At 66.6% G+C, this 10,316-nt stretch carries 7 protein-coding genes; 4 read left to right on the top strand and 3 right to left on the bottom strand.

What is annotated here, in order from left to right:
* Window positions 1-14: 14 nt before the first annotated feature.
* Complete coding sequence (locus C1924_RS18050) at window positions 15-632, bottom strand: CDP-alcohol phosphatidyltransferase family protein (protein ID WP_108766540.1); 618 nt, start codon at window positions 630-632, stop codon at window positions 15-17.
* A 212-nt stretch (window positions 633-844) separates the two neighbouring features.
* Here C1924_RS18050 and purH point away from each other — a divergent pair, with 212 nt between their 5' ends.
* From purH to purD, 4 genes are read left to right on the top strand one after another with little or no spacing between them, the layout of a single operon-like run.
* Window positions 845-2,428: a bifunctional phosphoribosylaminoimidazolecarboxamide formyltransferase/IMP cyclohydrolase gene (gene purH, locus C1924_RS18055; RefSeq protein WP_108766541.1), complete on the top strand. Its 1,584-nt coding sequence runs from the start codon at window positions 845-847 to the stop codon at window positions 2,426-2,428.
* A 17-nt stretch (window positions 2,429-2,445) separates the two neighbouring features.
* Window positions 2,446-3,312 (top strand): hypothetical protein, encoded by an 867-nt coding sequence (locus C1924_RS18060; RefSeq protein WP_108766542.1) that lies wholly within the window; start codon window positions 2,446-2,448, stop codon window positions 3,310-3,312.
* A gap of 16 nt (window positions 3,313-3,328) precedes the next feature.
* Window positions 3,329-3,967 (top strand): RhuM family protein, encoded by a 639-nt coding sequence (gene rhuM, locus C1924_RS18065; protein WP_108766543.1) that lies wholly within the window; start codon window positions 3,329-3,331, stop codon window positions 3,965-3,967.
* Window positions 3,964-5,262, top strand: coding sequence for a phosphoribosylamine--glycine ligase (purD, locus tag C1924_RS18070; protein WP_108766544.1), 1,299 nt, complete (start codon window positions 3,964-3,966; stop codon window positions 5,260-5,262). The genes rhuM and purD overlap by 4 nt, the downstream gene beginning before the upstream one ends.
* Window positions 5,263-5,438: 176 nt before the next feature.
* On the opposite strand, the gene rpoH is transcribed toward purD, so the two are convergent.
* Both rpoH and C1924_RS18080 read right to left on the bottom strand, forming a co-directional pair.
* Window positions 5,439-6,314, bottom strand: coding sequence for an RNA polymerase sigma factor RpoH (gene rpoH / locus C1924_RS18075; protein ID WP_108766545.1), 876 nt, complete (start codon window positions 6,312-6,314; stop codon window positions 5,439-5,441).
* A 318-nt stretch (window positions 6,315-6,632) separates the two neighbouring features.
* Complete coding sequence (locus C1924_RS18080) at window positions 6,633-10,316, bottom strand: TonB-dependent receptor (protein WP_216821561.1); 3,684 nt, start codon at window positions 10,314-10,316, stop codon at window positions 6,633-6,635.

The following is a 10,316-nucleotide window of genomic DNA, read 5'->3' on the forward strand; positions in this document are numbered from 1 at the left end:
CTTCTGGTATTTGATTACTGCGGCGGAAGCGCCGCTTCCTGCAGCCCGCGGCGCACACGGTTGATCATCGTCAGCACGCACAGCACGGCCATCGCCGCGGCCACGCCGCTGACCGCCAGCGCCCCGACCCAGCCGAAGGCCAGCAGCAGGCCCAGCGCGCCGATGACGAAGGCACGGTCACTCTTGCCCATCGGCCCGTCATAACGGCGGCTGGCGCCGACCATCAGCCCCAGTACCCCCGCGTATTCGCTCAGCGCGGCGGTCCAGGCCAGCAGCCACAGCGCCTCGGGGCGCACGCCCGGCACGCTGAGCAGGCTCAGGTACAGGGCGGCATCGGCGATCACATCGCACAATTCGTTCAGGTAGGCGCCCAGCCGCGATTGCTGGCCGAACTCGCGGGCCAGCATGCCATCCACGGCGTTGAGCGCCATGCGCAGCAGCATCCACAGCGGCAGCAGCAGGTACAGCAACGGCTGCGCGGGGCCGCAGCACCAGACGGCGGCGGCCACCAGCAGCGAGACCACGGCGGCGGCCACGGTCACCGCGTTGGCGGTGACGCCTAGGCGGTGGAGCCCGCGTACGGCCGGACGCAGAAGGTCCTGGAAACGTCCTTTCAATGCATAGATCGACACGATCTGAACCCGCTGATCCTTGGCAGTTCCGGCACAGCCTACCCGATCAGGGCAGCCCCACGTATCGAAATGCTTGCGTAGCGGGTGGGACCCGACAGTGCCGAAGCGGCTCCCCGCCCCACCGCGCAGGTCGATTTGGGCAACCAGCGCCCGCCGCTGGCCGCCAACAACTACAATATCGGCCCCGCTCCGCTGCCGATTGCCCTGTCCCCATGACTGCTGATCTGTTGCCCGTCCGTCGGGCCCTCCTTTCCGTTTCCGACAAGACCGGCCTGGCCGAGCTGGCCACCGCGCTGGCCGCCCGCGGCGTCGAGCTGCTGTCCACCGGCGGCACCGCCAAGGCCATCCGCGATCTGGGCCTGGCCGTGAAGGACGTGGCGGACGTCACCGGTTTCCCGGAAATGATGGATGGCCGGGTGAAGACCCTGCACCCGATGGTGCACGGCGGCCTGCTGGGCCGTTCGGGCCTGGATGATGCGGTGATGGCCGAGCACGGCATCGGCGCCATCGATCTGCTGGTGCTGAACCTGTATCCGTTCGAGTCGGTCACCGCCAAGGCCGATTGCACCCTGGCCGATGCCGTGGAGAACATCGACATCGGCGGCCCGGCCATGCTGCGTTCGGCGGCCAAGAATTTCGCCCGCGTGGCCGTTGCCACCGATCCGTCGCAGTACGCCGAACTGCTGGCCTCGCTGGACGCCAACGACGGCCAGCTGAGTGCTGCCACCCGCTTCGCCTTCTCGGTGGCGGCGTTCAACCGCGTGGCCCAGTACGACGCGGCCATCAGCAACTACCTGTCGGCGGTCACCGCCACCGACGCCGCCGTGCCGGTGCGTGCCGAATACCCGGCGCAGATGAATTCCACTTTCGTGAAGGTGATGGACCTGCGCTACGGCGAGAACCCGCACCAGAGCGGCGCGTTCTACCGCGACCTGTACCCGGTGCCGGGCACCCTGGCCACGTTCCAGCAGCTGCAGGGCAAGGAACTGAGCTACAACAACCTGGCCGATGCCGATGCCGCGTGGGAATGCGTGCGCCAGTTCGATGCGCCGGCCTGCGTCATCGTCAAGCACGCCAACCCGTGCGGTGTGGCCGTCGGTGCCGGCAACGGCGATGCCTACGAACTGGCCTACGCCACCGACCCGACCAGCGCCTTCGGCGGCATCATCGCCTTCAACAAGCCGCTGGATGCGGCCACTGCGAAGGTCATCCTCGACCGCCAGTTCGTTGAAGTGCTGATCGCCCCGGATTACGAGCCGGCCGCGCTGGAATACGCGCAGAAGAAGGCCAATGTGCGCGTGCTGCGCATCCCGCACGGTGATGGCCTGAACAACTTCGACAGCAAGCGCGTGGGCTCGGGCCTGCTGCTGCAGTCCTCGGACAACCGTGGCATGACCCGCGACGAACTGAAGGTGGTCAGCAAGCTGGCACCGACCGACAAGCAGTTCACCGACCTGCTGTTCGCCTGGAAGGTGGCCAAGTTCGTGAAGTCCAACGCAATCGTCTACGCCAAGGACAACCGCACGATCGGCGTCGGCGCCGGGCAGATGAGCCGCGTGTACTCGGCGCGCATCGCCGGCATCAAGGCGGCCGATGCGAACCTGGTGGTGGAAGGTTCGGTGATGGCCTCCGACGCCTTCTTCCCGTTCCGCGATGGCATCGATGCCGCGGCGGCCGCCGGCATCAAGGCGGTCATCCAGCCGGGCGGTTCGATGCGCGACGCCGAAGTGATCGCCGCCGCCGACGAACATGGCCTGGCCATGGTGTTCACCGGCGTGCGTCACTTCCGCCACTGATACAGGGAGCGACACGGATGTCTGCAGCCTCTTTGAAACCGCTCACCGTGCTCGCCTTCGCCGGCACGGCCCTGCTGGCCGGCTGCAAACCGGCCGCCGAGCCGGTACCCGCCTCTGCCCCCCAGGCAGAGGCGCTTCCAGCGACCAGCACTGCGGCGGCCGGGCATGTCAGCCGCACCGCGCGCCTGCAGGCCTTCCTGACCGCGCGTTACGGCAAGGACGCCCAGCTGTCGGGTGACTGGCGCGGCCGCTGGACCCAGGACGACGAAACGCGCCCGGTCAGCTGGCAGGTCTGCGCCGAGCAGCCGGTGGTGAGCGGTGACAGCTGGCAGCAGCTGCTGGCCGTCTGCGGCGCGCTGGTCGAGGCCGGCCACCCCGAGCCGGGCACCATCGACTTCTATGTGCTGCGCCCGACGGCCACCGGCTTCGACGTGGCCGCCGAGCTGACCGGCGGCACCTATGGCAGCAGCGGCCAGCCCGGAACGGTGCAGATCGTGCGTGCCGGCAGCGATTTCTATGGCTTCCGCGTGGAAGACGGCTGGTTCGGGCAAGGCTATTCGCTGATCTCGCAATCGCTGGTCCTGCCCGGCCCCAAGGGTCTGATCGACACCGGCAGCATGCGCAGCCACATCGACAACGGCGCCGCCTACGACTGCGACGATGCTGACTCGGCCGAAGACTGCCGCAGCAAGGTCTTCAACATCGATTTCACCCAGCGCTTCGACGACAGCGACCGCACCGCCCGCGTGTGGCCGCTGCAGGTTGAGGAAACCGGCAGCACCTGCGGCGGCACCGCCGTACGCCAGCAGCACCGCTTCACCTTGGACCCGAATACCTGGACCTACACCTTCCCCGACGCGCTGCAACGCGAGGGCTGCGAGTGAGGCACATCGACCGGCCATGAACAGCCCCCTCGGCGAACTGATCCTCTATCGCACCGACGATGGCCGGACGGAGGTCCACCTGCGCGCAGCGGAGGGGACGGTGTGGATGACCCAGGGCGAGATGGCCGAGCTGTTTGATACGACACCGCAGAACATCACCCAGCACGTTCGCGCCGTCTATGACGAGGGTGAGATTGATGAGTCCACAACCTGTAAGGATTACTTACAGGTTCGTCGGGAGGGTGACCGCGACGTCCGGCGCAACGTCAAAACCTATCGCCTTGAGCTGATCCTGGCGGTCGGATTCCGGGTGCGGTCGCCGCGTGGCAGCCAGTTCCGGCGCTGGGCCGGCTCGTCACTGGCCGAATATCTGGCCAAGGGCTTCCTGCTCAACGACGCCCGGCTGAAGGATGCCGAGCGTGCGGACTACTTCAAGGAACTGCTGCACCGCATCCGCGATATCCGCAGTTCGGAGAAGCGTTTCTACCAGACCCTGCGCGATCTGTTCAAAGCCAGCAGTTCCGACTACGCGAAGCCGAGCTTGATCTTGCCAATCTCAACGCCGAGGCAAAACGCTTGGCGTCCAGCAGAAAGCCCACCTGACCGATTTCCCCGATCCCTTCCACTTCTGTCCCCCAGGATCTCCCCGCAATGAAAATCCTCGTCATCGGCTCTGGCGGCCGCGAACACGCCCTGGCATGGAAGCTGGCCCAGTCCTCCCGTATCACCGAAGTGATCGTGGCGCCCGGCAATGCCGGCACCGCCAATGAAGGCAAGTGCCGCAACGTGGCGGTGAAGGTGACCGACATCGACGGCCTGCTGGCGCTGGCCCAGGCTGAAGGCGTGGCGCTGACCGTGGTCGGCCCGGAAGTGCCGCTGGTGGCCGGCGTGGTCGACCGCTTCCGCGCTGGCGGCCTGCGCATCTTCGGGCCGACCGCTGCCGCCGCGCAGCTGGAAGGCAGCAAGGCCTACGCCAAGGATTTCCTGGCCCGCCATAACATCCCCACAGCGTTCTACGCGGTGCACACCGAGGTGGACGCGGCGCTGGCCTACCTCCGCGACAAATCCAATAAGAGCGGGGGCGCGCCGATCGTGGTCAAGGCCGATGGCCTGGCCGCCGGCAAGGGCGTGATCGTGGCGATGACCCTGGCCGAAGCCGAGGACGCGGTGCGTGACATGCTGTCGGGCAACGCCTTCGGCGATGCCGGTGCGCGCGTGGTCATCGAAGAATTCCTCGATGGCGAGGAGGCCAGCTTCATTTCGATGGTCGACGGCGTGCACGCGCTGCCGATGGCCACCTCGCAGGACCACAAGCGCGTCGGCGACGGCGACACCGGCCCCAATACGGGCGGCATGGGCGCCTATTCGCCCGCGCCGGTGGTGACCCCGGAGGTGCATGCGCGGGTGATGCGCGAGGTCGTGAACCCGACCGTACAGGGCATGATCGCCGACGGCATCCCGTTCACCGGCTTCCTGTATGCCGGCCTGATGATCGATGCCAGCGGCGCACCGAAGGTGATCGAATTCAACGTGCGCTTCGGCGACCCGGAAACCCAGCCGGTGATGCTGCGCCTGCAGTCGGACCTGGTGGATCTGGTGGAAGCGGCCATCGATGGCCGCCTGGACCAGGTGGACGCGCAGTGGGATCCGCGCCCGTCGCTGGGCGTGGTACTGGCCGCCAAGCCCTACCCGGAAGCGCCGATCACCGGTGACGTCATCTCTGGTCTGGACGAGGTGCCCGCCAACGCCAAGGTGTTCCATGCCGGCACCACGCTGGATGCGCAGGGCCAGGTGCTCAGTGCCGGCGGCCGCGTGCTGTGCGTGGCCGCACTGGGCGACAGCGTGCGCGACGCGCAGGCCACTGCCTATGCCGCCGTGGCCAAGGTGACCTGGGCCAACGAGTTCCACCGTACCGACATCGGCTGGCGCGCGATCGCACGCGAGGGGTAACGGACGGGGCGCAGCCACGCATGGCGTGGCTCTACCGGGGCCGTGTCGCCACGCGTGGCGTAGGTCAACGGATGCCGTACCGCCAGGGTAGATCCACGCCATGCGTGGATAAGCCCCACAAACAAGAAAGGCCCGGCATCACTGCCGGGCCTTTCTTCATTCCAACGCCTGACCGCTTACGCGGTAAACAGCGCCTTCATCTTCTTCAGCGCGTTCGCTTCGACCTGGCGGATGCGTTCGGCGGACACGCCGTACTCATCGGCCAGTTCCTGCAGCGTCACCTTGCTGTCGGCGTCCAGCCAGCGGCGGCGGATGATGTCGCGCGAGCGGGCATCCAGTTCGGCCAGACCTTCGCGCAGCAGCTGCATCTGGTTGTCTTCGCTGTCCTCACGTTCGTAGGCCATCGACGGATCTTCGTCGTTGGACACCAGGAACGCAGCCGGCGACGGCGGCGCGTGCTCGTTGTCCTCGTCGGTCGGTGCATCGAAACCGATATCGCGGCCGGACAGGCGCGACTCCATTTCCATGACTTCGCGCTCGGACACGTTCAGGTCCTTGGCCACGGCGCTGACTTCGGCCGCGTTCATCCAGCCCAGGCGCGTCTTCGACTTGCGCAGGTTGAAGAACAGCTTGCGCTGCGCCTTGGTCGTGGCGACCTTGACGATACGCCAGTTCTTCAGGATGAACTCGTGCATCTCGGCACGGATCCAGTGCACGGCGAAGGAGACCAGGCGCACGCCCATGTCCGGGTCGAAGCGCTTGACCGCCTTCATCAGGCCGATGTTGCCTTCCTGGATGAGGTCGCCCAGCGCAAGACCGTAGCCGTTGTAACCGCGGGCCACGTGCACCACGAAGCGCAGGTGCGAATGCACCAGCTCACGTGCGGCGTCCAGATCGTCACCGTCGCGGAAGCGACGGGCCAGGTCCTGTTCGTCATCGACCGACAGCACCGGGATCTGGTGCACGGCACCGATGTAGGCGTCCAGCGAACCGAGCGCACTGGGAATCGGGAGATTGTTTGCCACAAGGGCAGTAGAGGTGTTCTGGCTCATAGGGCTCATCTTAGCAGTCCGGGTTTTGGACTGCTAAAGCGGTAGGAAGTTCCAGTGTTCCGCAGGCGAAACAATGGGCCGTTCAACAACCCTACCCTATCGCGAATTGATGACAATGGCGAGCAGCCGCGACCATGGTCTAATGCCTTCAAAATCAACAACTTGAGGTGAAACACGTGCATGAATGGTCGTTTTGGGCCGCAAAATCCCACGGCGGTACCCCATTCAGCCCGGCAATGTTGCCGGTCGTTCAGCCCGGCGAGCCAGACGACCCTATCCGACACGCCCATAGTGCCACGCCATGCGTGGCAGGCCCCGCTAGTAATACCCGGCCATGTTCAGGAAGAAGCCCTTCTGGTCGTACTTCAGCTCGGTCATGTCATCGCTGAACTCGGTGAAGTTGTAGCCCACGCCGATCTTGAAGTTCTCCCCCACCCGGCGGTCCACGCCCAGCAGCCAGCCCTTGCGCACGCCACCGTCGCGTACCTTCAACCAGCGGTGCTCGGCCAGGCCTTCCCACTGCGCGAACAGGCGGTAGCGCAGCTGCAGGGCGGCGAAGTCGGCGCGGCTGTCCAGCCAGGCGCCCTCGCCGCGGCCGGTGCGGTAGTCACCCCAGCGTGAGGCCAGCTTGGCCGCCATCTCCCAGCGTTCGCCGATCTGGCGGATGCCTTCCAGCGACAGCACCTGCGAGCGCTGGTCGTACAGGTTGCCGCCTTCCTGGCCCAGCGAGGCCACGTCGTAGAGGTAGGTGAACTTGCCGAAGCCGGCCCAGCGCGTGTTGTCATGCGGGCGCCAGGCAAAACCGACGTTGGTTTCCACCAGCTTGGCATCGGCCACCGGGTTGATCCGGTCCTGGGTGTCCGCATAGTTGGCGCGCAGGGCGAAACGCCAGTCTTCGTTGAGCTTGTACAGCAGGCGGTTGGTGGTCACCCACTGTTCGCGCTGCTCGGCACCACTGTCACGGCGGTATTCCAGCTTGCTGTTCCACTGCGCCACCGCGTCGGTACGGCCACCGCTGACGCTGTACGCGCGGCGGTTGATGCGGCCCACGGTGGATTCCAGTTCGCCGTCCATCACGGTGAAGCCCAGGTTCCAGCCCTGCGCCGGGTAGAAGTCCATGCCGAAGGTGTGCACCAGCCCCGCGCTGTCCTGGCGGCGGTCCTTCAGGTACTGGCTTTCGTTGTAGACGTTCACCTGGTTGCTCAGGCGCCAGCGCTGGCCCACGGTCCAGCCACTCTGCAGGCCGTTGTCGAACAACGGATCGGTACCGGTGCGGTCGGTGCTGTAGCTGTAGCTGCCGTAGAGGCTGTGGTCGGGCGCCATGCGGTATTCGGCATCGACCTTGCCGCCATGGCCGCGGCTGCCGCCACTCAGCTCGGCCCCCACACTGCTGCGGTCGCCGAACAGGTAGCGCGCGCCCAGGGTCAGCAGGTCGTTCTTCTCATAGGCACCGCCATCATCGTCCAGCGTCACCTGGCCGGTGCCGTACAGCTCCCACGACGAACCGAAGCGCTGGCGGTAACCGATGGCCGCCAGCAGCGCGGAGACGTCCTGCAGCTCCTGCTCCTCGCGCACGCGGCGCAGTTCGCCGGTCAGCTGGCCATCGTTGCCCAGCCGCCATTCGGCGGTCAGCTGGCTCTGTTCCAGTGCCAGTTCGCCCTGTTCGGTGCGGGTGTGGCGGCCGTACAGGCTGAAATCATCGGTGAGGTAGCCCAGGAACTCCGCGCCGTATTCCTGGATCGGCAGGCCGGTGTCCTGGCGCGCCACCGAGAAGCCCGCATCGACATCGCGCCACCACGCGCCCAGGCTCCAGTCCTGGGTGGTCCAGCCCAGTTCGCGCAGGTTGGCGCGCGCCTCCACTGCCGAAGCCTTGCCCGACCGGCGGCCTTCGTACGGATTGCGGCGGATGAAGCTGAGGCCGCCATTGTCCGAATAGAACACCGGCGCTGCGGTGGCATCGGTGCGCGTCTGTTCCATTTTCAGGTAGGTGCCGCGGCCCGCCTGCAGGGTAAGGTCGGCCCCCTTCAGGCTGTAGTTCTCACCGCTGCGGTTCTCTTCCACCCAGGTGCCGCCCACGGCAACGTGATCGCCGATCCACTGGCGGCCGCGCGCACCATAGGTCACATCGTCGCTGCTGAAACCCAGCGGCACGTATTCGTAGTCCACCAGCAGCAGCTGGTCGTAGCCATCCAGCGGCATGTCGCGGGTGATGCTGCGCACGTTCTCGCGGGTCAGCTGCGCCAGCGGGCGGGTCAGGATCAGCCGGCCCTGCAGGTCGTCGATCTCGTAGTCCACGCCTTCCTGCAGGGTGGCGCGGGTTTCGGTGCGGCCGGTGGTGCGGTCGCGCACTTCCAGCACCACCTGCTCCGAGCCCGGCAACAGGTCGGTATGGCGCAGGTAGTACAGGCTGCCGCCGGTGCCGAGGAATTCGCTGTGGCCCGGCGCCGACTGCGCTTCCGAACCGAACACCTTCAGCTGCGAACGCGCCTCGCCCAGCGGCGTGGCCGACAGCGAACGCCAGTTCAGCGCGCCGCCGTAAAGCGAGCGCACGTACTGACCGTACTCGGTGCCGGTGATGCCGGTGGCGAAGTTGCCCCACAGCGCCTGGCTCTGGTCCCAGTCCACGCGCAGGTACAGGCGGCCCTGGGTATCGACGTCGCGGTAGGTGGTCGAATCATCGCCGTAGACCGGGTAGTACAGATCCGGGTCGAGGCGGCGGAACACATCCTGCGCATCGGCGCGGGTGAAATCGCGGAACAGGTACTTCAGTTCGCGGTCCTGGGTATCGGCCTGAGCGGTCACCAGGTATTTGCCGCGCATCTTGCCCTTCAGGTAGAACGCCAGCCGGCCTTCGCTGAGGAAGCCATCGGTGTCGCGGTCATCGGCGGCCAGCGGCTGCACGTTGCCGCTGGCACTGTTCTTCGACAACGTGACATCGGCGATGGCGACCAGGAACAGGTAACGGCCGGTCACGTCCACGTCCAGCTGGCGCTGCGCAGACGGCGCGTCGCGCGATTCCACCCGCACGTCATAGCGGTGCTGGCCCACCGGTTCGAGGAACTCGGCAGCGAACTTCTGTTCCAGATCGACCGGGAAATCCTGGCCGTTGATGCGCACCCGGCTGTTCGGCTCAAGATTGCGGCCGTACAGGCGCACGCGCGAGCCGTGGATGGGGATGTTCTGCAGGCGCAGCATGCTCTGCCCGTAGATGCTGTTGCTGACCTGCAGGTCCTGTGCGCTGGCTCCATCCAGCGCCTGGCCCAGGGTCTTCTGCACGTTGTCGCGCGTCACCTGCAGGCCTCGGTCGAAGTCCGCCGGGGTGACCAGCTGGATGCGCTGGATCTGCGTTTCATCGAACGACCCGCCGGCGCCGTAGGCACGCGCCACGTAGATCAGCTCATCACCCGTGCGCAGCTTGAACTGCTCCGGCACGGTGCCGTCCCATTCGGCATCGCCCACGTAGTCGGACGGCAGTTCGATGCGCGCCAGCGGGGTCACCAGATCGGTATCGGTGCCGCGGTACAGGGTGACTTCCAGCTTCTCGATGAACGAGGCGTAGTTGTTGTAGCTGTGGAAGCGCAGCGGGCGGATCACCCGGCCGTTCTCGAACGGCACGGTGGCCGCCGCCTGCACGCTCAGGCTGGGCGGGACCATGCTGGGGTCTTCGGTGGCCCAGACCACGCCGCCGTTGGGCAGCTCGGCCATGAACTGCCCGCCGCGTGCGGACACGTCCGGCGTAACCGCAGGTGCCAGCGGCACGCTGCCAGTGGCAGACGGATCACGCTGGCCCGGCAACGGCAGCAGCGGCGCGTCGGCGTCATCGCCGATCCGCAGCAGTTCGCCGTCATCGCTGCGGCAGGTGTCACCCTCACAGCGCACATCACTGGCCGGCACCGGCACGATCGGCTGGGCCAGCACCGGGGTGGTGGCCAGCAGCAGGGCGAACACGCTGCATGAGGTTGATCGCAGGATCAGGGCAGGACTCCGGTGGTGGGTCTTCAT

The sequence above is a fragment of the Stenotrophomonas sp. ESTM1D_MKCIP4_1 genome (genome assembly GCF_003086895.1).
In the GTDB taxonomy this organism is placed as follows: domain Bacteria; phylum Pseudomonadota; class Gammaproteobacteria; order Xanthomonadales; family Xanthomonadaceae; genus Stenotrophomonas.

Coding starts and splice junctions, on each gene's coding strand:
- purH (WP_108766541.1), top strand. CDS start 845: ATGACTGCTGATCTGTTGCCCGTCCGTCGGGCCCTCCTTTCCGTTTCC.
- C1924_RS18060 (WP_108766542.1), top strand. CDS start 2,446: ATGTCTGCAGCCTCTTTGAAACCGCTCACCGTGCTCGCCTTCGCCGGC.
- rhuM (WP_108766543.1), top strand. CDS start 3,329: ATGAACAGCCCCCTCGGCGAACTGATCCTCTATCGCACCGACGATGGC.
- purD (WP_108766544.1), top strand. CDS start 3,964: ATGAAAATCCTCGTCATCGGCTCTGGCGGCCGCGAACACGCCCTGGCA.
- rpoH (WP_108766545.1), bottom strand. CDS start 6,314: ATGAGCCAGAACACCTCTACTGCCCTTGTGGCAAACAATCTCCCGATT.
- C1924_RS18080 (WP_216821561.1), bottom strand. CDS start 10,316: ATGAAGACCCACCACCGGAGTCCTGCCCTGATCCTGCGATCAACCTCA.